This is a genomic window from Halorussus gelatinilyticus (genome assembly GCF_023238445.1).
Taxonomy (GTDB): domain Archaea; phylum Halobacteriota; class Halobacteria; order Halobacteriales; family Haladaptataceae; genus Halorussus; species Halorussus gelatinilyticus.
Map to the genome: position 1 here is coordinate 3,255,966 of NZ_CP096658.1, position 21,715 is coordinate 3,277,680.

The 21,715-nt window shown below is 65.3% G+C and carries 22 protein-coding genes; 9 read left to right on the forward strand and 13 right to left on the reverse strand.

All coding sequences use genetic code 11. The features are described 5' to 3' along the window. Positions 1-80: 80 nt before the first annotated feature. The 6 genes from M0R88_RS16585 to M0R88_RS16610 form a co-directional block, all read right to left on the reverse strand. Positions 81-863: a GNAT family N-acetyltransferase gene (locus M0R88_RS16585; RefSeq protein ID WP_248654533.1), complete on the reverse strand. Its 783-nt coding sequence runs from the start codon at positions 861-863 to the stop codon at positions 81-83. A gap of 28 nt (positions 864-891) precedes the next feature. Beyond that, positions 892-1,305, reverse strand: a complete 414-nt coding sequence (locus tag M0R88_RS16590) for a DUF8055 family protein (protein WP_248654534.1) — start codon at positions 1,303-1,305, stop codon at positions 892-894. Positions 1,306-1,324: 19 nt separating this feature from the next. Next, positions 1,325-2,992 carry an FAD-dependent monooxygenase gene (locus tag M0R88_RS16595; protein WP_248654535.1) on the reverse strand — a complete coding sequence of 556 codons (1,668 nt, stop codon included), beginning with the start codon at positions 2,990-2,992 and terminating at the stop codon, positions 1,325-1,327. A gap of 21 nt (positions 2,993-3,013) precedes the next feature. Then, on the reverse strand, positions 3,014-4,594 hold the full coding sequence (locus M0R88_RS16600) for an electron transfer flavoprotein subunit alpha/FixB family protein (RefSeq protein WP_248654536.1): 1,581 nt from the start codon (positions 4,592-4,594) through the stop codon (positions 3,014-3,016). A 2-nt stretch (positions 4,595-4,596) separates the two neighbouring features. Further along, on the reverse strand, positions 4,597-5,448 hold the full coding sequence (locus M0R88_RS16605) for an electron transfer flavoprotein subunit beta/FixA family protein (RefSeq protein WP_248654537.1): 852 nt from the start codon (positions 5,446-5,448) through the stop codon (positions 4,597-4,599). Between the two features lie 209 nt (positions 5,449-5,657). Continuing rightward, complete coding sequence (locus tag M0R88_RS16610) at positions 5,658-6,725, reverse strand: polymer-forming cytoskeletal protein (RefSeq protein WP_248654538.1); 1,068 nt, start codon at positions 6,723-6,725, stop codon at positions 5,658-5,660. 112 nt (positions 6,726-6,837) lie between these two features. Here M0R88_RS16610 and M0R88_RS16615 point away from each other — a divergent pair, with 112 nt between their 5' ends. The 3 genes from M0R88_RS16615 to M0R88_RS16625 all read left to right on the forward strand — a co-directional run bounded on the left by M0R88_RS16615 (position 6,838) and on the right by M0R88_RS16625 (position 8,178). Then, the gene (locus M0R88_RS16615; protein WP_248650130.1) at positions 6,838-7,035 is read left to right on the forward strand and encodes a DUF5800 family protein; all 198 of its coding nucleotides are present in this window, start codon (positions 6,838-6,840) and stop codon (positions 7,033-7,035) included. Positions 7,036-7,140: 105 nt separating this feature from the next. Next, positions 7,141-7,278: a hypothetical protein gene (locus tag M0R88_RS16620; RefSeq protein WP_248654539.1), complete on the forward strand. Its 138-nt coding sequence runs from the start codon at positions 7,141-7,143 to the stop codon at positions 7,276-7,278. A 63-nt stretch (positions 7,279-7,341) separates the two neighbouring features. Then, a complete protein-coding gene (locus M0R88_RS16625; RefSeq protein ID WP_248654540.1) occupies positions 7,342-8,178 on the forward strand; it encodes a lamin tail domain-containing protein in 837 nt (278 codons plus the stop codon). Positions 8,179-8,324: 146 nt separating this feature from the next. Here the strand turns inward: M0R88_RS16625 and pan1 are convergent, their stop codons facing one another. Beyond that, the gene (pan1, locus tag M0R88_RS16630; protein WP_248654541.1) at positions 8,325-9,539 is read right to left on the reverse strand and encodes a proteasome-activating nucleotidase Pan1; all 1,215 of its coding nucleotides are present in this window, start codon (positions 9,537-9,539) and stop codon (positions 8,325-8,327) included. A gap of 262 nt (positions 9,540-9,801) precedes the next feature. Between pan1 and M0R88_RS16635 the strand changes: the two genes are divergently transcribed. The 4 genes from M0R88_RS16635 (at position 9,802) to M0R88_RS16650 (ending at position 12,055) form a co-directional block, all read left to right on the forward strand. Beyond that, on the forward strand, positions 9,802-10,077 hold the full coding sequence (locus M0R88_RS16635; RefSeq protein WP_248654542.1) for a MarR family transcriptional regulator: 276 nt from the start codon (positions 9,802-9,804) through the stop codon (positions 10,075-10,077). Between the two features lie 300 nt (positions 10,078-10,377). After that, positions 10,378-10,674, forward strand: a complete 297-nt coding sequence (locus tag M0R88_RS16640) for a hypothetical protein (protein WP_248654543.1) — start codon at positions 10,378-10,380, stop codon at positions 10,672-10,674. Between the two features lie 439 nt (positions 10,675-11,113). Continuing rightward, complete coding sequence (locus tag M0R88_RS16645; RefSeq protein ID WP_248654544.1) at positions 11,114-11,371, forward strand: BolA family protein; 258 nt, start codon at positions 11,114-11,116, stop codon at positions 11,369-11,371. A gap of 60 nt (positions 11,372-11,431) precedes the next feature. Then, positions 11,432-12,055: a trimeric intracellular cation channel family protein gene (locus M0R88_RS16650; protein ID WP_248656723.1), complete on the forward strand. Its 624-nt coding sequence runs from the start codon at positions 11,432-11,434 to the stop codon at positions 12,053-12,055. 38 nt (positions 12,056-12,093) lie between these two features. Here the strand turns inward: M0R88_RS16650 and M0R88_RS16655 are convergent, their stop codons facing one another. The 5 genes from M0R88_RS16655 to M0R88_RS16675 all read right to left on the reverse strand — a co-directional run bounded on the left by M0R88_RS16655 (position 12,094) and on the right by M0R88_RS16675 (position 18,363). Next, entirely contained in the window at positions 12,094-13,524 is a 1,431-nt protein-coding gene (locus tag M0R88_RS16655) for a S8 family peptidase (RefSeq protein ID WP_248654545.1), read from the reverse strand. A gap of 162 nt (positions 13,525-13,686) precedes the next feature. After that, positions 13,687-14,847, reverse strand: a complete 1,161-nt coding sequence (locus M0R88_RS16660; RefSeq protein WP_248654546.1) for an ABC transporter ATP-binding protein — start codon at positions 14,845-14,847, stop codon at positions 13,687-13,689. 37 nt (positions 14,848-14,884) lie between these two features. Next, positions 14,885-15,826: a carbohydrate ABC transporter permease gene (locus tag M0R88_RS16665; protein ID WP_248654547.1), complete on the reverse strand. Its 942-nt coding sequence runs from the start codon at positions 15,824-15,826 to the stop codon at positions 14,885-14,887. Next, positions 15,823-16,950: a carbohydrate ABC transporter permease gene (locus M0R88_RS16670; RefSeq protein ID WP_248654548.1), complete on the reverse strand. Its 1,128-nt coding sequence runs from the start codon at positions 16,948-16,950 to the stop codon at positions 15,823-15,825. Before M0R88_RS16670 ends, M0R88_RS16665 begins: the two co-directional genes overlap by 4 nt. Positions 16,951-16,977: 27 nt before the next feature. Further along, the gene (locus tag M0R88_RS16675) at positions 16,978-18,363 is read right to left on the reverse strand and encodes an ABC transporter substrate-binding protein (RefSeq protein WP_248654549.1); all 1,386 of its coding nucleotides are present in this window, start codon (positions 18,361-18,363) and stop codon (positions 16,978-16,980) included. Between the two features lie 416 nt (positions 18,364-18,779). On the opposite strand from M0R88_RS16675, the gene M0R88_RS16680 reads away from it, so the two are divergent. Beyond that, on the forward strand, positions 18,780-20,192 hold the full coding sequence (locus M0R88_RS16680; protein WP_248654550.1) for a class II fumarate hydratase: 1,413 nt from the start codon (positions 18,780-18,782) through the stop codon (positions 20,190-20,192). A gap of 60 nt (positions 20,193-20,252) precedes the next feature. Here the strand turns inward: M0R88_RS16680 and M0R88_RS16685 are convergent, their stop codons facing one another. Then, positions 20,253-20,660, reverse strand: a complete 408-nt coding sequence (locus M0R88_RS16685) for a DUF5788 family protein (protein WP_248654551.1) — start codon at positions 20,658-20,660, stop codon at positions 20,253-20,255. A gap of 111 nt (positions 20,661-20,771) precedes the next feature. On the opposite strand from M0R88_RS16685, the gene M0R88_RS16690 reads away from it, so the two are divergent. Beyond that, entirely contained in the window at positions 20,772-21,662 is an 891-nt protein-coding gene (locus tag M0R88_RS16690) for a DUF7351 domain-containing protein (protein ID WP_248654552.1), read from the forward strand. Positions 21,663-21,715 lie beyond the last annotated feature (53 nt).

Consider the following 21,715-nt stretch of genomic DNA (forward strand, 5'->3'; position numbering starts at 1 on the left):
GGCGCGAGTAAACCTCTTCTGGTGTCGCCCAGCCGACGTGTCTGGCGGGGATTCGGACGAGAAGTCGAGACGGAACGACGTTACAGTTCCACGGCCATCATCACTTCGTCCACGTACTCGCCGCCGATCTTGTAGTGGTCCTCGCGGACCGCCTCGGTCTCCCAGCCGTGTTCGCTCAGGAACTCTATCGCGGTCTCGTTCGCGGAGGGGACGCTATTGTAGACCTTCTCGTAGCCGTTCGACCCGGCCCACTCCAGTCCGCGCGCCAGCAGGTGGCTCCCGATGCCGTGGCCGCGGTAGTCGTCCAGCACGCCGACGGTTAACTCCGCGGTGTGGGCCAGTTTGTCGAGTTCCGGCGCGTAGAGGTGGACCCATCCCACCACGTCGTCGCCCGGACGTATTCCGGTCGAGGCTTCCGAGGCGCTACGCGCTTCGCCACCGCCGACCGTAGCGACGAAGAACATCCGGGACTCTATCTCGTTGTGCCGGAGCAGCGCCTCGTCGTGGTCTATCTCGTCGGCGACGCTCTCGGCGACGATGTAGCTTCCCTGCTCGGCGACCGACCGAATCGCGCCGACGATGCCCGAGAGGTCCTCCTGTCGCGCCGGTCGGATGGTGAACTCGACGCCGTCGGTCTCGTACTCCTCGGCCGTGCCCTCTTCGAAGGACGCGCGCAACTTCCCGTCGTGTTCCTCCAGATAGCCGTCGCGCTTGAGGATGGCGACGTGGTGACGGAACCCGCCGGGGTCCACGCCCAACACGTCGCGGGCCGCCTCGAAGTCCACCTCGCCGCGACTCTCGACGTACTCGTAGATGCGCTTGCGGTCCTCGTGGTCGAATTCGAGCGTTTCTGAAAACTTCATGGTTAATGGTAACACACTCCGCGCTCACTTAACTGTTTCTCGGGCTCGCGCGCCACGCGACGCCGGACTCCCTCTCCGGCACGCCCGTCAGCAGTCGCGCGCTCTCGACCACGTCGCGGGTCTCGATTACGGTCTCGGCGACCTCCCGGACCGTGAACTCCGCCGCAATCTCCCGGCCGTGGCACAGCGCGTACAGTTCGAGCCAGTCGTTCAGCGCCGCCTCCATCGCCGCCATATCCTCGCCGTCGAGAGGCGCGTACTCGCCGGTCCGGGCCTCGACGTACACCGCGACCACCTCGCCGACGCCGTCCCGGCAGTATCGCAGGGCGCGCTCCTCGGCGGACTCGTCCGGGTCGGACGAGTCCGCGGGCGGGACGAACTCCCGGCGGTCCTCGCGGGCGCGCTCCGCCAGCGCCTCGATTCGGTCGCGGTAGTCGCTCATGGTCGAAGTCGGCTCGCGCTCATCCCTCTCTGTACTCGACGCCCTTGCCGCCGCGGGGGTGTTCCCAGTCGGTGTCGGCGACCACCGCACAGGTCCCGCACTCGACGCAGGGCTGGGTGTCGAGGCTGACGCGCTTCTCCTCGGTCCCGTTGGTCTTGACCGTCTCCTCGCGGTAACAGCCGCCGCCGAAGTCCCGCGCGCTGACCGGGCAGGCGTAGACGGCCGCGCCGCTGGCCTCCATCGAGTCGTCGCGCAACTCGATGTGCGGGTTGCCGACGTCGGTGTCGTAGGTCAGGTCGCCGATGCGCGAGGCGAGGTCCTTCGGTTCGTAGTCGGCCTCGCCGGTGACGCGCTCGCCCGACTCCTCGGCGATGACGGTCGGCAGGGTGACGTAGGGCGTCTGGGTGTCGGGTACGATTTGGGAGAGGTAGGGCGACGAGTAGAGGTCTTCGAGGCGGTCGCCGAGCAGGCGCACCCCGAGGCGGCCGACCGACGAGGTGAGCAGCGAGTCGGTGGCGCTCGCCACCGCGTCGCGCTCGCCGAGCGCGCTGGCGAGTCGGTACCCCTTCGGCCGGAGCTTGCCCATGACGCCCTCGTCGCGGAGTTTCTGCTCGTAGAGGTCGCCCGCTCGCTCGGGCTTGCCCCGCAACTTGGCCTCGGCGAACGCCTCACCGGCGAGCGCTCCCGCACTCACGGCGTGGTTCATCCCCTTGATGATGGGGCCCTGTGCCTGCATCTGGCCCGCCGCGTCACCGACGACGAGGAGCCGACCGCGATGCGGCGAGGGGTTGGCGGCCTTCTTCGAGTCGGGCACCAACTTCGCACTGTACTCCACTTCGTCGTAGTGGCCGTCGAGCCAGTCCGCGAGCAGCGGATGGGTCAGCAGGTTGTCGAGCAGTTCGTGGGGTTCGGCCTCCTGTTCGACGATGCTGTCGAGGTGGAACACCGAGCCGATGGACAGCGAGTCCTCGTTCGTGTAGACGAACCCGCCGCCGCGCACGTCCTCGAACAGGTCGCCCGAGAAGAGGTGGGCCTCGCCCTCGTCGTCGCCGACGTCGAACCGCTCGGCGATGATTTCGGGGGGCACGTCAACGACGGCCTTGACGCCTTGGAACCACTCTTCGGGGTCCTCCCAGTCCATCAGGCCGGCGTCGCGCGCGAGTTCCGAGTTCACGCCGTCGGCCGCGACCACGAGGTCGGCCCGAATCGGGTCGAGTTCGTCGCAGGTCACGCCGACGATTTCGCCGTCGTCGCGGAGCAGTCCGTTCACCCGCACGTCGGTCAGCAGGCCGCCGCCGGTCTCGCTGGCCGCCTCGTGGACGCGGTCGGCGAGCCACGAGTCCATCTTCCGGCGAAGCACCGCGTCGGACCACGCGGTGTCGTGTTCGTGGAGGTCCGTGATGTCGAAGGTCCGGACCTTCTCGCCCGCGACGTTGTGCAGGTAGTAGTCCGTGACGGGACGCTCGGTCGCTTCCTCCCGGAAGTCGGGGAATAGCGCGTCCACGGTGTAGGGCGCGGACTCCTCGGCGTAAACGAGTCCGCCCGTCACGTTCTTCGCCCCGGCTTCGACCCCGCGTTCGAGGACGAGGGTCTCCACGTCGTTTCGCGCCAGTACCGCCGCTGCCGCGGCCCCGCCGGGTCCGGCCCCGACCACGACCGCCTCGTAGTGTTCGTGTTCGTCGGTCATCGTTCGTCTCCGGTTTGGTCGTCAGTCATCGCTGGCCTCCGCTTTCGCCTTCAGTTCGCCCGACTCGATGGACTCCACGAGGCGGGGAAGCACCTCGAACAGGTCGCCCTCGACGAAGTAGTCGCTGAAGTCCCGAATCCGGGCGTCGGTGTCGGTGTTGACCGCGACGATGGTGTCGGACTCGTCCATCCCGACCTTGTGCTGGACCGCGCCCGAGATGCCGGCCGCGACGTAGAGCGTGGGCTGGACGACCTGCCCGGTCTCGCCGATTTGACGCTCCTCGGCCACGTAGTCGGCGACGTGGCCGTCCACGTCGTAGGAGGCCGTGACGACGCCGCGCGAGAGTCCGAGCGCGGCGTCGTCGAAGGCCTCGACCAAGTCCAACCCCAACTCGATGCCCTTCGTCGGGTCGTCGCCGATGCCCCGGCCGAGCGCCACGACGACCTCGTGGCCGGTCAGATCGACGCCCTCGTCCAGTCGGTCGAACTCCGTCACGTCCACGCGGAACCAGTCGTCGGCGAGGTCGAGGTCGTGTTCGATTACCTCGCCCTCCCGCTCGTCGTCCGGGTCGATGGGGTCGAAGCTCCCCGGAATCACCGAACAGCCCTGCGGGTGGAACTCCCGGCCGGGGTTGTCGAGACACAGAATCGTGGAGTACTCGAAGCCCGAGAAGTCCGGGCGCTTCATGTGGAGGACGCGCTCGAACTCCACCTTCTCGCCGGGTTCGCCGGTCTTGACCGGATTCGAGACGAGTTCCTCCTCGATGGTCAGGCCCGAACAGTCCGACGCGAGTCCGGAGTCGAGTTCGCCCTGCACCTGCGCCGAGAGGTCCCGGCCGTTGTTCGTCGCCGGGAAGAGGAAGTACCGCGGCTTGTCGTAGTCGCGCCACTCGGCGGTGGGTTCCGTGCCGGGGTCGCCGGTCTCCCAGTTCGGCGGTTCGGCACCGCCGCGGGCCATGTCCGCCACGATTTCGGTGTACGGTTTGTGGCGGAATCGCTCCAGTCGGTCGTCCTCGTGGTAGATGGCCACGTCCGCGCCGTACGCGATGACCTCGTCGGCGAGGTCGGTAATCTCCTCGTCGCCGACGAGGACGCCGACGACGCGTTCGGCCTCGTACTCGTCGTTGTAGGTGTCCATCAGTTCGCGGGCCTTGCCCAGCATCTCCTTGGACACGTCGAGCAGTTCGCCGCCTTGGGTCTCGCAGTAGACCCACATGTCGCGGTAGTCGCCGCCCTTGAGCGCCCGGACGTGCTTCTTGTCGCGGGTCCGGTTCTCGACCTCGTAGCTCACGTCGCCGTCGTCGTCCGGCGCGGCCTCGCCCTGGTCGGCGTCTCCGGCCGCTTCGTCGAGGCTCTCAGTTCCCTCCGTATCGGCGTACTCCTCCTCGTGGTCGGTGTCGGCCGGAGTCTCGTCGCCTCCCGTCTCGGCCTCCAACTCGTCGATTCGAGCCTGAATCGCCTCTCTGGCGGTCTTTCGGTCCTTTTCCTCTCGCTCGGCCGCGAGCGCAGCGTCGAGCGTCGCGGGGTCGTCGGCCGCCGCGAGTTTCTCCTCCAGTTGCTCGACGGTGTACTCGCTGGGGTCGAGGTCGGTATCGTCGGCCACGGTCAGTCACCTCCCGCCATCGGCCGCATCGTTTCGAGGACCTCTTCCATCCCCTCCTCGTCGTCGGGGGTCACCATCGTCGCCTCGCGCTCGGAGGGAGCCTTCGGAATCGGGTCCACGCCCGAGACGATGGTCGGCGACCCGTCGAGTCCGATGAAGTCGGGGTCCAGTTCGAGGTCCTCGGCGCTCCACGTCGTGAGGTGGTCCTCGTACTCCTCGACGCGCTCCTCGGTCTCGGCCACGAGTCGCTTGTGCCGGAGTCGGTGTTCGGCCCGGCGATAGGAGGGTTCGAACTCGGGGTCGGTCACGACGAACGCGGGCAGGGGAGCCTCGACGGTCTCTATCTCGTCCACGTCGCCCTCCACGAGTCGCTTCGCGCGGAGTTTCCCGTCCGCCTCGTCCACGTCCAGCGAGATGACGTGAGTCACGATGGGCCGGTCGAGACACCAACTGGTCTGGGGACCGGTCTGGCCCGTCTCGCCGTCCGCGGTCTTGAACCCCGCGAAGACGAGGTCCGGTTCCTCGTCTATCTTCTCGATGCCCGCCGAGAGCGTGATGGAGGTAGACCACGTGTCGGCCGCGGCCATCTCGCGGTCCGAGAGCAGATAGAGGTCGTCGGCGTAGACGCCCATCGCCTCCTCCAGCACACTCTCGTAGCCCGGCGGTCCCATGCTCATCACGCTGACGCGCCCGCCCTGCTTGACCTTGGTCTGGAGCGCGGCCTGCAGGGCGAACTCGTCGTTGGGGTTCATCACCGTGGGGGTCGCGCCGCGTTCGAGGTGGCCGTCCTCGTCGAACGACACCTGTCCTTCCCTGAAGTCCGGGACGCCCTTCGTCAACACTACCGAGTGCATCGACACCACCTGACAAGAGTGAGTCTCTCTCCCATACGTCGTTAGTATATCACCGTCAATGTTTATTACATTAACCCCGGATACCGCCCCTCAGGTTCGGAAAGTAACGCCGAAATCGGTGTTTCGGGCGTCGAGTCCGTCGAAAGCCGCTGACTCCTCGGCGGAGTCGCTGCGCGGTCGAGATGCTCGGAGAGGTCCGCGTCGCAGAATCAGTCTTCGGTCGGCGATTCGCTTTCCGTGAGTCCGTCGTCGGTCTCGAACTCGAACGCTGCCTCGGCGTCGGCCTCGCTTCCGGCGTCCGGTTCGGACTCGGCGTCGGTCGCGTCGGCCGTCTCGCTTCCGGTTTCGTCCCCTCCGGTATCGCTTCGCGCGTCTCCCGCGTCGTCACCGTGGTATCGCTTGCGGCCGCCGTCGCCGTCCGCGGCGATCTGTTCGTGGGTCCCGGCCTTCACCATCGACATCTCGCCGCTGGCGCGCATCGTCCCGTCCACTATCGCGCCCTCGTGGAAGTGGAGGTCCTCGCAGGAGACGTCGCCCCGAACCTCCACGTCGTCGGCGAGTTCGACGGTCCCGTTCCGGGTCGTCACGTCGCCGTGGATGACCGTACTCTCGCCGACCGAGACGTCGCCGCGGGCGCGCAGACTCCCGAACACGTCGTTGCGCTGGCCCACGTCGATGGACTCGGCGCGGATGTTACCGTGGAGTCGGCAGTCGTCGCCGATGCTCGCGGGGGTCGAGACCCGCCACGAGTCGTCGGAGACGTGGCCGTTCCGGGGAATCACCACGGGGTCGGCTTCGACTTCCTCGTTCTCCAGCAGTTCGGAGAAGACCTCCTCCGCGGCCTCCTCCTCGCCGATGCGCAGCAATTGCTGGAGGTAGACGAAGACGAAGACGATGGTCGGCATCGGGTTCCGGATGACGATCCACCCGTTTGCCTCGAAGCCCTCTTCGATGTCCACGTCGTCGCCGATGTCGAGGTCGCCGCTGACCATCAGGCGACCGCCGACGTGGACGCGCTCGCCGAGGTAGGCGTCGCGGCCCACCAACACGTTGTCCTGCACGTCCGACCACATGTCGAGGCGACAGTCTGCCTCCGCCTCGATGTGGCCGCCGAACTGGACGCGTTCTCCGGCGATGACGTTGTGGCCCCGGACCCCGAACTCCACGGTACTCTGTCCGCCGACGATGATGTCGCCGTCGGTCACGAGGTCGTGTTCCTCGACGGTCGTCCCGTCAGGGATGGCGAGTTCGTCCAATGGGTCGGAGCCGAGCGGCACACCGGTCCATTCCGAGCGAACCATTATAAACTTCCGTCAGACAAGTGATTGAAATCGAACATTCCGCGCCGATTCGGAGAGGTTTTTAAATAGCGCGGCCGAACGCGGGGGTATGACGACGCTCGCGTTCGACGAGGACGGTGTGGACGTGGTGTACGAGGGGACCGAATTCCGCCTCTCGAAGGACCTCATCGAGGGGGCGACCGGCAAGTCTTACTTCGACGTAACCGACCACGAGGTGCTTCGAATCGTCGAGAAGAACCCGGACTTGGCGGGCGAGGCCCGACGCATCGGCGACATCCTCCGGTGACCCTCGCCGGTCGCGGCGGTTCCGCCCCCGGCAATTCGACGCCGATTCGACGACCGGTCGCCCGTTTCAGGTAGGGTTAAGGGCCGCTGGTCCGACGAATCGAACATGAACCTGCCCGCCGACTTCGACCACCCCTCGTGGTTGACCGCGTTCGGAACGCTCGCCGGTTACGGTGCCATCCTGCTGGCGATGTTCGTCGCGCTGTTCTTGCTTCCCTACGCGGCGTTTCTGGTTCTCGGATGAGCTGTCTGCCGGCGGATAACTCCGAATAGCTAAGCGGTCCGCGGTCGGTTCTCCGTCGGGGGGATGGGAGTGAGCAACACGAATCCGTGGACGACCAGAACCACGACCGACCACGACGCTATCCGCGAGTGGGTCGAAGCGCGCGACGCCGAACCGGCACACGCACCGCGAACCGCCGAGGGCGTGGACCTCGGCGACCTCCGTCTCGACTTCCCGGAAGACGGGCCGGACGCGAACCTCGAACCCGTCGCGTGGGACGACTTCTTCGGGAAGTTCGAGTCGGCCGACCTCGCGTTCGAGTACCAGAACGAGGAGCAGAACGGCGAGCGGAGCTACTTCCACCGGTTCGTGAACCGCGAGGAGACCGGCGTCACCGAAGCGCCCGACGCGGCCGTGTCGGTCGTCGCGGTCGAGACCGTGAGCGAGGTGACGGACGCCAACGAGACGGAGGAACCGAGCGGGGAACGCGACCACGAGAGTCCGGACACCGACCCCGCGCGGGGACCGAGCGCCGAGGGCGTCCCCGACGAGGTACTCGGCAACCGCCGCCAGCGCGAACCGAGGCTGACCGCCGCCCTGGTCGTAGACGAGATTCACGAGAATGCCCGCGGCTACGACCACTGGGACAAGAACGGCGAGTACGTCGTCCTCCGCAACGAGGGCGACGAACCGCTCGACTTGACGGGGTGGAGCGTGGCCAACTCCGACGAGGAGACCTACGAGTTCCCCGACGAGTTCGTCCTCGACCCGAAGCGGTCGGTGACGATTCACTCGGGGTCGGGCGAGGACACCGACCGCCACCTCTACTGGGGGTCGCCGCTGGCGCTCTGGAAGAACACGGGCGACGTGCTGACCGTCCGCGACGACACCGACCGGCGCGTGATTCGAGTGTCGTACTGAGGCGGCGCGCCGGGCCGAAACGGCCACTCTCACCGAGCGGCGGGCGACGCGTCGAACCGGCGCGTCGCCCGCCCGACGGCCGGTCGGCTACTCGGTTCGGGTCGAAAGGAAAAGTACGACGAAGAGACCGTCCCGGCAGGAGTTCGTCAGGCGAACGTCTTCGAGATTTCCTCTTCCTCGTCCTCGGCGTCTATCTTCGCCTTGGCGTTCTCGAAGTCCTCCATGCGAATTTCGGTCCGGTCGTCGCGGATGGCGAACATCCCGGCCTCGGTGCAGATGGCCTTGATGTCCGCACCGGAGGCGTCCTCGGCGTTCTTCGCCAGTTTGTCGAAGTCCACGTCGTCGGCGACGTTCATGTCGCGGGTGTGGATGCGGAAGATCTTCTCGCGGCCTTCGAGGTTCGGCTTGGGAACCTCGATGAGGCGGTCGAAGCGGCCGGGCCGCAATATGGCGCGGTCGAGCATGTCGAAGCGGTTCGTGGCCGCGATGATACGAATCTCGCCACGGTCCTCGAAGCCGTCCATCTCCGAGAGCAGTTGCATCATCGTCCGCTGGACCTCCGCGTCGCCCGAGGTCTTCGAGTCGGTCCGCTTGGCGGCGATGGCGTCTATCTCGTCGATGAACAGGACGGCGGGTTCGTGCTGGCGCGCGACCTCGAAGAGGTCACGGACCAGCTTCGCGCCCTCGCCGATGAACTTGTGGACCAGCTCCGAGCCGGCCATCTTGATGAAGGTCGCGTCGGTCTGGTTGGCGACGGCCTTCGCCAGCATCGTCTTGCCCGTTCCGGGCGGGCCGTAGAGCAGGACGCCACTCGGCGGGTCGATGCCGACCTCGCCGAACATCTCGGGGCGTTCGAGGGGCATCTCGACCGTCTCGCGGACCTCGTTCATCTGCTCTTCGAGACCGCCGATGTCCTCGTAGGTCACGGAGGGACTCTCCTCGACCTGCATGACTCGCGCACGCACGTCGGTCTCGTTCTCCAGCGTCTTCACGATAGACAGAGAGTTGTTGACGGCGACGCGGTCGTCGGGTTCGAGGTCCTCGCGCATCTCGTCGGTGACCTCGGTAACGGCCTCCTGGTTGTTGCCGTGCTGTTTGATGATGACGCCGTCGTCCGTGAGTTCTTGGACGGTGGCGACGAACAGCGGCGACTGCTTGAGCTTCTTGTTCTCGTGAGTCAGGCGCTCGAGCTTCTGCTGGTATTTGTTGTTCTCGGCGTTCGCATCCAGAAGCTTGTCGCGCATCTCCTCGTTCTGCGACTCCAGAACCTCCAACCGCTCTTGAAGGGCCTCTATCTTGTCCTGCTGGGACGCGCTCTCCTCGTCGTAGGGGAGGTCTACGTCTTCCACAGTGTCGGTCATCACGACGCTCTAGGTCCCTCCCTCATAAGAGGCTTCGGGTGGGTGTGACGCATGTCAGACACTCGCATAATAGACGGGTCGAACCGGGATAGTTTCCCGGTCCCTCAAGAAGTAATTTCGCCGACTACGCCGACTACGGCGAGACGACGAGTCGAAGCGGGGCATTGCTCTCGGACGCGCTCGGCCGGACCGGTGACATGAGCTACAGTAATATACCGAAAGGAGAAATATTATTAGGCCGTATCCAAAAGTAGGCGTTAGCATGAGTGCGTCAGAAACTGCACGAACGAAGGAGAGTCGGCTAACGGGGGAGAACGCCACCGAGGCGATTCGGGACCTGCCGCCGAGCGCCAAGTTGGTCGCCAAGGTACTCGAGTACAACGACACCCTGACTCAGAGCCAGATCGCCGAGGAATCGCTGCTGCCCGACCGGACGGTCCGCTACGCGCTGAACCGCCTCGACGACGAGGATATCGTCTCCTCGCGGTTCTCGTTCTCGGACGCGCGCAAGCGACTCTACTCGCTGGACCTCGACTGACTCCACGCTGAGTTTCGACTGACTCCGCGGAATGAACCGACCTCGCTCGGGGGGACTGAGGACCCGGCTCGTTTCGGGGCTGAAGAGTCGGCTTACTCGGGGGAACGGGGATGGAGGACTCGGCGTTCGGAAACATTCTCCGTTCTTTAACAACGATAGATGCGTCTATAGAACGTCTATATATCGTTCTGGCCGACGGACTCGCTTCTGGTCACTCGTTGACCCGTTTCCCGACGGGCCGCTCCCGGAACGACGCACCGCGGCCGAAGTGTTCAGGGGCGACGGCGAGCAAGTCCGACTATGAGTGACGAACTGCAACCAGACGACCTCGAAGAGGGAGCGCGCGTCCGCGTCGAGTGGTCGCCCCGCGGCGGTCGCGGGGCCAGCGACGGCGCGACCGGCGAAGTCACGCGGGTCTGGCGGCCCGACGGAGAGGTGCAGGAGTTCACCGTCGAGCGCGACGACGACGCCATCAACGTCTACACCGACTACCGGAAGCCGGTGGTCGAACGCGTCGAGGGCGGCTTGGAGGGCGACGACGAACCCGAAACCCAGACTGTCGGGCGGTTGGACGGAATTACGTCCGCGAACGAGTGACCGAGTCGGGGTCGTTCGGAACTGGCTTTCGAGATTTCCGGTGGGCCGGCAGTTCGAGCGGTCTGTGAGTCGCCGATTTCTCGTGATTATACCGCGACCCTACGGCACAGTACAGCACTGCGACCGTACGGTACCGTACAGCACCGCAAACCGCACGGCACCGTACAGCGCCGCGAACAGCACTATCGCCGACACCAATCGGACTGCAACCGCACAGTGCCGCGACAGCACCGCGACCGTACAGCGGACTGTCGCCGACAATCAGGAGTCACCGCGCAGTACTGCACAGCACTGCACGGCACCGCACGCACCGGGTCGGAAATTCGATACTCCGCAACCGTCGCCGACTCGCCGCGAGTCCGCGCCGGGGGTGGAATCGCGGCCGAGACGCGCTGTCGGTATCCACACGCATTTGGCCTCCCGCTTCCTATTCGGCACCATGAACGCCGACGACGTGCAGGAACTCATCGAATCGACGCTCGAAGACGCCGAGGCGACCGTCAGCCACCCCCGCGGCGTGGACGACGAGGACCACCTCGCGGCAACCGTCGTCTCGCCCGCGTTCGAGGGCGAGGCGCTGGTCGCCCAACACGAGATGGTCTACGACGCGCTCGGCGACCACATGACCGAGGACATCCACGCGCTCGAACTCAAGACGTACACGCCCGAGGAGTACGCCGAGCGCGGCGGGGAGTAACCCGGCCGAGCAGTGATTCGAGACCTCTTCGGGGCGCTGGTAGTGGACCCGTTCACCGCGATGAACACGGTGGGACTGGTCGCGTTCGCTCTCGTCGGCGCGACCAAGGCGATGCGCGAGGAGTTCGACGTGTTCGGCATCGCCGTCGTCGGACTCGTCACCGCCTTCGCGGGCGGGGCCACGCGCGACGTATTGGTGAACCGCGTGCCCCTCGCACTCGGGTCGCTCGGCGAAATTAGCCTCGGTTTGTTCGGCGTCGCGCTGGCGGTCGGACTGACCGTCCTCCTGGACTCGCCGGAGGACCATCCCGTCACGCTCGCCTCCGACGCCGTCGGACTCGCCGCGTTCGCCACGGCCGGGTCCATCGTGGCGACCGACGCCGGACTGTCGAGTTTCGGCGTCGTGGCGATAGCGACAATCAACGCGGTGGGCGGCGGCGCGTTCGCCGACGTGCTGTTGGACCGCTCGCCGTTCGTCCTCTTCGACGACTTCTACGCGAGTTGCGCGGTCCTCGGCGGGAGCGCGTACGTGGCCGCGGGAGTCGTCGGCGTGACGGGCGGCACCGCCGCCGCCGTCTGCGCCGCGACGACGCTCGGAACGCGATTGGCGGCGGTCAACTACGGGTGGCGACTCCCGACGGCGCAGGCGCTCGGACTGGCCCGCGAGGGTGTCGGCGAAAAATAGGTAGTCGGTCGAACCGAGCGACGAAACCGCGGTTCGCGTTACCGTGCGCGCTCGACCAGACGGCGGAGGTCGAGGTGGCCCGCGCCGTGGTAGGTCTCGCCGCCGGGCGCGTCGGTCGCCGTCTCCCGAATCAGGTTCTCGACTTCGGTCGCGCTGGCGTCGGGGCGCAGCGAGCGCACGAGTGCGATTGCGCCCGCGACCTGCGGTGCTGCCATCGACGTGCCGGCCTTCCAGCCGTATCCGGGTTCGGTCTCGCCGTTCTCGTTCGTCTCGTAGACGCTGGAGAACACGAGGTCGTAGTACCAGCCCTCGACGCCGTCCGCGTAGGCGTCGAGGTCGTAGTTCCCGCCGGCGGCGCTCACGTCCACGGCCCCGCCGTAGTTGGTGTACTTCGCGGGTTGAGCCGTCGATTTCTCCAACTTCTTGAGACCCTTGTCCTCGCGGCTCGGCTTCTCGTCGTCCCAGAGGTAGCCGATGGGACCGGTCGCGGCGACGCCGAAGATTCCCTCGACTTCGGTCGGGAGGCTGAGGACGCCCTCTTGGTCCATGTCGAGCGCGTCGTTGCCCGCGGAGTTGACGATAATCATGTCCCGCTCGCGGGCGTACTCGGCGGCGCGCCGGTACAGTTCCTTCATCTCGAGCAGGAACGGGTACTCGTCGGGGTAGACGTACGGAACCGGGTAGCCGAGGCTGATGTTCGCGGCGTCACAGCCTTTCGACGCCGCGTCCACGAGCGCCGCGATGACGTCGCCGCTCGCGCCGTCGACGCCCGAGAAGACCCGGTGAGAGAGGATTTCGGTGTCGGGCGCGGTGCCGAGGATGCCGTCGCCGCCGGCGTTCCGCCCCGCGATGATGCCCGCGACGTGCGTGCCGTGGTCGCCCGCGCCGTTCGGTCGGAAGTCGTAGGAGTCGGTCGTGAAGTTCTCGGACAACTCCTCGTTGACGACGCCTTCGAGGTCCGGGTGGTCGTAGACGCCCGTGTCCACGACCGCGACGCGGGTCCCCTCGCCGGTCGTCGCGTCTTGGACTATCCAGCTGTTACCGGGGTTCTCGGTCAGGTCGCCGACGCGCTGGGCGCGCTTGTCCCACTGGAGTTCGGTGTTGGTGGGTTCGCCACTGTCCCACGCCGGTCCCGGACTGCCGCGGCCCTTCGCCGGGTGTTCCTTCGCCGGGCCGCCGTCGGGCGTCTTGTCGTGTCGATAGACGCGCAGGTCGGCCACCGTCGAGGCCGAACCGGGGACCGCGCCGGGGTCGCCGCGCGCCGCCAGTACGTCGATCTCGGAGATGTCGTGGATGATCTCCACCTCGTCCGGAACCTCGCTGCGCGACACCTCCCGCAGGTCCACGAGGAATCGTCGGTCCGGCCCGCTCGTGCCGCCGTCGGCGCTCGCCGCACCCGTCAACAGCGCCGCACTGCCGACCGCTCCACCAGCCGCCTTCAGAAACGTCCGTCTGCTATGGTCTGACATTCCATCCCCATCCTTGATAGACTATCACTTAATATTTAGTATAAACACCTCTAAATCCCCCTACGGTTCCGGTAATTTACTCTACAGAACGGGTTGAATAGGCGGACTGCTACCGGTTTCGGCGGTCGATTCGTCAGACTGCCGCGGGAAAAAGAGACCGGCTTAGAAGTTCGGCTGTGCGAGCTCCGTCCGGTTGAGTTCGCGGTTGTGGAGCGACTCGCCGGTGTCGCGGTCGAAGAGGTGAATCGCCTCCTCGGGGACGTGGGCGACGACCGTCTGGCCGCTCTCTACGTTCCGCAGTCCCGAGACGGTGGCGACGAACGTCTCTATCTCCTCGCTACTCCCCGCAGCGTCCGCGTCGGCGAAGGTCAGGTAGACGTTGTTCTCGTCGCCCATCGGTTCGACCACGTCAACGGCCGTCTGGAACTCGTGGGGACCGTCGCCCTCCGCGGCGAGTTCGATGTCCTCGGGACGGATGCCGAGGACGAGACGCTCGTGGCCCTCCACGTCGGCGAGCAGTTCCTCGGAGAGGGGATACTCGAACTCGTCGGCGACGAGGCTCTCGCCCTGCAAGTCCACGTCGAAGAAGTTCATCGACGGTTCGCCGATGAACCCGGCGACGAAGACGTTGGCGGGTTCGTGGTAACACTCCAGCGGCGTGCCGACCTGCTGGAGTTCGCCGTCGTTCAGGATGGCGATGCGGTCGCCCATCGTCATCGCCTCGGTCTGGTCGTGGGTGACGTACACCGTGGTCACGCCGAGGTCCTCCTGCAACCGCTGGAGTTCCGTCCGCATCTGCGACCGGAGCTTCGCGTCCAGATTGCTCAGCGGTTCGTCCATCAGGAACACCTCGGGGTCCCGGACGATGGCCCGACCCAGCGCGACGCGCTGTTGCTGGCCGCCAGAGAGCTCGCCGGGCTTGCGGTCGAGCAGGTCGGCGATGCCCATCATCTCGGCGGTCTGTTCGACCTGCGCCTCGATTTCGTCGTCGGGCATGTCGGTCGATTCCTCCAGTCCGAAGCTCATGTTCTCCCGCACGGTCATGTGGGGGTAGAGCGCGTAGGACTGGAACACCATGGCGATGTCCCGCGCGGTCGGCGGTTCGTCGGTGATGGTGTGGTTGCCGAGTCGGATGTCGCCCCGCGAGACGGTTTCGAGACCGGCTATCATCCGCAGGGTCGTGGACTTGCCACACCCAGAGGGACCGACCAGCACGAGGAACTCCCCGTCGTCGATTTCGATGCGGGCGTCGTCCACCGCTACGATTCGGTCCCCGTCGTCGTCGAACCACTTCGTTACTCCGTCTAACGTCAGTTCGGCCATCGGTTCGTCCTCCGTCGTAGAGTAGTGTAAGTGTGTGTCATGTTTCGCCTGCGACTCCTTTTGCGAACTGTTCGCCGAACAGGACGTACACCAGCAGCGTCGGCAGGGCCGCGACGAACGCGCCCGCCATCTGGGTGTTGAACGATTCGACGATGCCGCCGGTGAGGCTGTTGAGCGCGATGGTCACGGGTGCGGCCGAACCGCCGCCCGACGGCAGGATGACCAGCGCGAACAGCAGGTCGTTCCAGACCTGCGTGAACTGGTAGATGAGCGTCACCGCGAACATCGGCTTCGACAGCGGCAGGACGATGTTGCGGTAGATGCTGTAGACGCTCGCGCCGTCGAGTCGCGCGGCCTCTATCATCTCGTCGGACAGCGACTGGTAGTAGCCCCGGAACAGCAGGAACGTGATGGGAATCCCGTACGCCGTGTGCGTGATGATGAGGTTGATGATGCTCGCGTAGTGCTCGCGCATCAGCGGGAGCCCCCAGAGGAACGACAGCAGTTCCTGCGTGTTCACGATGGCGTAGAGCCGCGAGAGGGGCACCAGCACCGCCTGATACGGGATGAAGATGCCCGCGATGAACAGCGCGACCAGCGCGGTCTGGTACTTCCAGTCGATGGTCGTCAGCCCGTAGGCCGCGATGGACCCCAGCGTCGCCGACAGCACCGTCGCCGGAATCGCCAACAGGAGGCTGTTTATCAGCGCGTTCGACATCTCCGCGAACGCGACCTCCCACGGTTCGAAGGTGAATCCGCCGCCGAAGGGCGGCAGGAACGGAACCGTGCGGTTGAACGCGTCGGTCGTCTTGAAAGCGGTCATCAGGCCCGCCTCTAGCGGTGCGAGGTAGAACGCGACGAGCGCGAGCAGGACCGCGTACAGCGCGGCCCGCCTGCCGTCGGTGTCTCTCACCGTCTGCTCGACTCGCTCTCGTCTGGTGTGGTCCTCGGGATTCGGACTGGCTGGCGGACTGCTCATAGTTCACCTCGTCGGTATTCGCTGTAGAGGTACGGCGCGACCACTGCCAGCGCCATGCCGAATAGCACGATGGCGATGGCCGACCCGTACGCCCAGTTGTTCGACCCGAACGCCTCACGGAACATCAGCGTGGCGAGGATGTCCGCGGCCGGGCCGGGGTTGTTGCCGAACATCACGTAGAGGAAGTCGAAGGCCTTCAGCGCGAACACCATCAGCACCACCGCGGCGCTCATGGTCGAGGCCCGAAGCTGTGGCAGGATGACCCGCCAGTACATCTTCAGGGTGCTCGCGCCGTCCACCTTCGCCGCCTCGTAGTGAGCGGTCGGAATCGCTCGGAGTCCCGCGAGGTACACCACCATCGCGTACCCCGAGAACTGCCAGATGAGCGCGAAGATGACCGCCGCCAGTTTCGTGTCGGGGTTCGAGATCCACTGCAAGGCGAGGAAGTCCAGCCCGAGCTGGCGGAGCGTGACGTTTATCATCCCGATTTCGGGGTTGTACATCCACGCCCAGAACTTCGCGGTCACGACGAACGACAGGCTCATCGGCAGCAGGTAGATGATTCGGAAGGTGTTCTCGAACCGTATCTCTTGGTCCACGAGGATGGCGAGCAGGAGACCGAACACGAGACAGATCGTCGTGAACGCCACCAGCAGGACCAACGTGTTCTGGGCCGCGGTCCAGAACGACGGGTCCGAGAACGCCCGGCGGTACATTTCGAGGTCGAACGCGGAAATCTTGTACTCCGGCAGCAGTAGCCCCTCGAAGTCCGTCAGCGAGATGACGAGGTTCCACCCGATGGCCCCGTAGACGAAGAAGCCCATCAGCAGGAACGGCGGGAGCCAGAACGGCATCGACTTCACGAAGTCGCTCGAAAGGAACGACCCGCCCGTGCGCGTCTCGGTCTCGGCGGGTTCGGCGGAGTCGCCGGTGACGGTGGCTCCGCCGTCAGAACGGAGTTCTGACGAGCCTCGCGGACCGTCGGCCTGCTCACCGCCGTCGGTCCGGAGTTCGGGCGAGGCTCCCGAACCCTCGCCCCGCTCGTCGCCGTCCGTCCGACCCGGATTGGCCTCCTCGCGGTTCCCAGGGGGTATCCGTCGGAGTACGTCTTTGAGTCGTTGCATGTGAAAAAGGGACAGTCGGAACCGACTTCAGTTGAACGCCTGCGTCAGTTGCTTGTAGGTCTTGTCTACGTTCCAGCCCGAGGTGAACGTGGACATCGCGTCGCCGAAGTTGCTCTTGGCTTCCGGCGGGATGGCGAGTCCGTGCTGGATGGACTTGACCTGCGACTCGGAGTTGGCGAAGTCGTCCATCTGGCGGCTGAGGAACGGCCCGAACTTGTCTTTGGGCACGTCGGTCCGCGGCGGAATCGACCCCTTCTTGGGGTTGAACCGCTCTTGAGCCTCCACGGAACCGCAGTACTGGAGGAACTTCTCGGTGGCCTTCGGCGACGGGTTGTTCTTCGGGAACGGGAACGAGTCCATGTTGAGCGCGTAGATGCCGTCAGTGCCGGGGAACGGAACCTGCCCCCAGTCCTTCTCGAACTCGAAGCCGTCCTGTCCGCGGTACATGCCCGCGGCCCAGTCGCCCTGATGGAAGAAGGCGGCTTCGCCGTTGATGACCTTCTTGTTCGCCTCGGTCCACGAGATGGAGCCGGCGTCGTCGTTGAAGTACTGCTTGTACTCCTTGACGATGCTGAGCGAGTCCTTGATGGCCTTCTTGTTCGCCTCGACCTTCCCCTCGGTGAAGGCGACGTAGGTCTCACGCCCGTACTCGCCGAGCAGGACCTGCGCCCAGAGCTGGGAGGTGGACCACGCGGACTTGGTCTGGTGGGCCATGCCGACCGCGTCGGTCTTGTTCTCGACCTTCTTCATCGCCGAGACGAGGTCACTGGGCTTCGAGATGGACGAGGGGTCCACGCCCGCCGACTCCACGACCTTCTTGTTGTAGAAGAGGTTGTTGAGTCGGTGGATGTTGATGGGGACCGTGACGAACTTCCCGCCGGGCTTGGCGACGTCCTTCGGTCCCTGCTTGTACGCGCTCTTCATGTCGTTGGTGCCCCACACGGAGTCACCGATGTCCTTCAGCTTGTTCGCGTCCACGAACGGCTGGAGGTGCGCGCCGGGCCACGCCTGCCACGAACTCGGCGGGTTTTTGTTCAGGACGCGCTTCTTGATGACCGTCTTGAGGTTCTGACCCGCACCGCCGGGGACCGGGTTCTGGTTGACCTTGATGTCCGGGTGCTTCTGCTTGAAGCCCTCGAACAGCGCCTCGACCGCCGCGGCACCGTCGCCGCCGGTCCACCAGTGCTGGACCTCCAGCGTGTTGTAGTTCGAGGAGGAGTCCTCGGTCGTGGTGTCGCCGCCGTCGGACGACTCCGTGGTCGTCTCCGAACCAGAGTCGGTGGTCGTCGTAGAGTCGCCTTCGCCACCGCCGCCCATGCAACCGGCCAGCCCGGTTACGCCGATAGTACCCGCACCGGCCGCCTTGATGTAGTCGCGCCGAGAAACGTCGGAACCTTCGTTGGCATCTGTCATACTGTAAGCCTAAGAGATAAAATGCAGTACCAGCTACTTAAGCGTTGTTGAAATTAATGCGTCTCCGAGTAAATTGTTAATCGGTAGCACAGTCTCCGAGAATAGCCCGTTCAAAGCCGTAAAGTTCCGTATTTCCGCATCTATGTTCGTGAATTTAGTCGGGTGTATACTCGAACGTACCACCCGTCTAGACGGGTATTTTATAACTACAGCCGTTGTGAACTTCGCCATCGTGACACTGGTTTGACTATCTAAGCGACGGAACGCGTCTTCGATGCCGCCGAACGGAACGGCGGCCGCTTCGAGCGCCTGCGCCCTTCGCTTCGATGCTCACGGCTCTCGTCTCGTCCCCGTCAGTGCGGCGTCGAGACCGAGTGCGCACGATATTTATCTGCGGGGGAAGGACCTTCGAACGTATGAGCGACGAGGACTACCGAATCGAAGAGGACAGTCTCGGAGAGATGCAGGTCCCGACCGACGCCTACTGGGGGGCACAGACCCAGCGCGCGCTCCAGAACTTCCCCATCTCGGGCATCACGTTCGGGCGGCGGTTCGTCCGCGCTCTCGGCGTCGTCAAGAAGTCCGCTGCGCGAGCGAACCGCGACCTCGAACTGATTCCGGAGGACAAGGCCGACGCCATCGTCGAGGCCGCCGACGAAGTCATCGAGGGCCGCCACGACGACCAGTTTCCCGTGGACGTGTTCCAGACCGGGAGCGGGACCTCCACGAACATGAACGCCAACGAGGTCATCGCCAACCGCGCCACCGAAATCTACGGCGGCGAGGTCGGCACGCGCGAGATTCACCCCAACGACCACGTCAACTTCGGCCAGTCGTCCAACGACGTGATTCCGACCGCGATGCACGTCGCGTCGCTGGAGGCCGTCGAGAAGGACCTCCTGCCCGCGCTCGACTCGCTCCGCGAAGCCCTCGAAGCCAAGGAAGCGGAGTTCGACGGCGTGGTCAAGACGGGCCGCACCCACCTGCAGGACGCCACGCCGGTCCGACTCGGACAGGAGTTCGGCGGCTACCGCACGCAGGTCGAGAAGGGACTCGCGCGCCTCGACCACGTCAGAGACCACCTCTCGGAGTTGGCCCTCGGCGGCACCGCGGTCGGCACCGGACTGAACACCCACCCCGACTTCCCGGAGAAGGCGGCCGAGTACATCTCCGAGGAGACCGGCGTCGAGTTCCGCGAGGCCGACGACCACTTCGAGGCCCAAGCCGCCCACGACGCGATGTCCGAGGCCCACGGCGCGCTCCGGACCATCGCGGGGTCGCTCAACAAGATCGCCAACGACCTGCGCCTGCTCGCCTCCGGACCCCGGAACGGACTCGGCGAGTTGGAGCAACCGGAGAACCAGCCCGGTAGCTCCATCATGCCCGGCAAAATCAACCCCGTCGTCGCCGAGGCGGTCAATCAGGTCCACAAGCAGGTCGTCGGCAACGACGCCGCCGTGAGCGCGGGCGCGGCCGAGGGCCAGATCGACCTCAACCTCTACAAGCCCGTCCTCGCGCACAACTTCCTCCAGTCCGCCGAACTGCTCGCCAACGCCAGCGAGGTGTTCGGCGAGAAGTTCGTCCGGAAACTCGAAGCCAACGAGGAACACGTCGAACGGCAGGTCGAACAGAGCATGGCGCTCGCCACGGCGCTCAACCCCCACATCGGCTACGACAAGGCCAGCGACGCCGCCAAGACCGCGCTGAAGGAGGACAAGACCGTCAAGCAGGTCGTCGTGGAGAAGGGCTACCTCAGCGAGGAGGAGGCCGAGGAGGTCATCGACCCCGAGAAGATGACCCACCGCGGGATTCTGGGTAGCGACGACTGAGTCGTACGACCCCGTCCAGCGTCGGTCCATCCGCTGCGGTTTCGCCGGAACGGGGGTGAGTCATTCCTGTGTCTGCCGAATCAGGGACAGTAGCTCCCGCGCGTCCGAGAGCTTTTTCTGACGGAGTTCTTCCCCGATGGAGGGCGAATCTAAGCCTTCGAGCGCGTTGAGCGCGCGGTCGATTCCATAGATGCTCCGGACGAGACGCTCGCCCTCCTCGTACGTGATGTCCTCGCGGTCGATTCGCTGTTTGCGTTCGAGACGCTCCCGCTTGAGTTTCGTCTTCATCGCCTCGATTCGGTCGCGCTCGTCGTCGGGAATCGTATCGAGACGCTTACACTCGAACACGAACTCGTTCAGGTCGATGGTGGTTCCCTGAACGGTGAGTTCGTCGGGAATCTCGCGTCCGACCGTCGCCGACGAACGCTGCGTCCTGTCGAGGAGCCGTCGTCGTTGGCGTTCGTTCATGGTGTTCGTGTCCGTAACTCGAACTGACGGCAGGATAAGCGTTCGGAGCAATCCGTTACTCTGAGCGAAATGACACCAACGTTTACCTTCCGAGGACCGTAGGTTCGCGCGATGAACGACGGAGAATCGGACCCGACGGAGGTGTTCGACCTCGTCGGGAATTCCACTCGGATGAACGTTCTCCGAGCGCTAGCCAGCGCCCACAGCGACGCGCCCACCGACCCGTGGCTCGAATACGGCGAACTCCAAGAGGCCGCGGGCGTCAGCGACAACGGGAACTTCAACTACCACCTCGACCAACTCGACGACCTCGTCGTGAAGCGTGAGGCGGGATACCGACTCTCGCGCATCGGAATGGGAGTCGTCTCGACGGTTACCTCCGGGTTCTTCGACCCGAAGTGGACGTGGGGACCGGTCGATGCGCCTGGGGACTGCCTCTACTGCGACGACTCGCCGCAACTCCGCTACGAGGACGGGATACTCTGGCTCGGGTGCGGAACGGACGACCACGACGTTCCCCTGTCGGTTCCGCCGAGCCTCCTCGACACGCACCCCGAGGAGGACGTGGTCGAACAGATCGCGTTCCTCGAAAACCAGTGGAGCGCGCAGACCCGCCGAGGAATCTGCTCGGAGTGTCAGGGCTACGTCGACGGTGAGATCGAGTTCGGCGGCGCACGAGCCGACCACTACCACTACCACGGACACTGTCACCGCTGCGGATTTCAACACGGCATCCCGGTGGGACTGTTCCTCGTCGGTCACCCCGCCGTCGTCAACTTCTTCTACGAACGCGGAATCGACGTTCGGGCTACCCCGTTCTGGACGTTGGAGTTCTGCAAACCCGGCAGTGAGACGGTGCTGTCCGAGAGTCCGCTCCGGTTGCGGGTGGACGTAACCCACGACGGCGAGACGCTGTCGCTCACGCTGAATCGAGAGGGATCGGTCGTCTCCACCGAGCGAACCGAAGGCCCCGCCGAAGCGAGCGCGGAACGGGAACCGTGACGAGCGGCCCGATTGCCCATCAACCGTTTCAGGCTGGCTACCGTGTCTCCTGT